We start from the raw sequence: 510 nt of genomic DNA on the forward strand, positions 1-510 counted from the left end.
TCCCACCGTTGGCGACTATGTCATGGTGACGGTGGAGGGGGAGCTGGCAGTCATCCATCGAGTGCTGCGGAGAAAGAGTCTCTTTGTCCGGAGAGCGGTCGGCGTGTCCGGTCAGGCTCAGCCTGTGGCGTCCAATGTGGATGTGGTCTTTTTGTGCATGTCCCTCAACCAGAATTTCAGCCTGAACCGCATGGAGCGGTATCTATCCATTGCGTGGGACAGTGGGGCAACGCCGGTCATTGTATTGACCAAGGCGGATTTGTGTGAGGACCTTGCACAGGCGGTTTCTCAGGTGGAGGCCATCTCCTGTTTTTCGGATATTCTGACGCTGTCTATGTTTGATGAGGATATCCGCGACAAATTTGCGCCCTATTTTGCCAAGGGGCAAACCTGCGCGTTTATCGGCTCCTCCGGTGTGGGAAAATCCACCCTGATCAACTGCCTGCTGGGCGCACAAGCCATTTCCACTCAGGTGATTGGCAAGGGCGACAAAGGTCGGCACACCACCAC

At 55.9% G+C, this 510-nt stretch carries 1 protein-coding gene; it reads left to right on the top strand.

The features are described from left to right. Positions 1-510, top strand: a 510-nt coding sequence (rsgA, locus tag WHJ28_RS16450) for a GTPase RsgA (RefSeq protein ID WP_340043095.1), incomplete at both ends; no start/stop codon positions are given.

This window comes from Flavonifractor porci, assembly GCF_037572415.1.
In the GTDB taxonomy this organism is placed as follows: domain Bacteria; phylum Bacillota; class Clostridia; order Oscillospirales; family Oscillospiraceae; genus Flavonifractor; species Flavonifractor porci.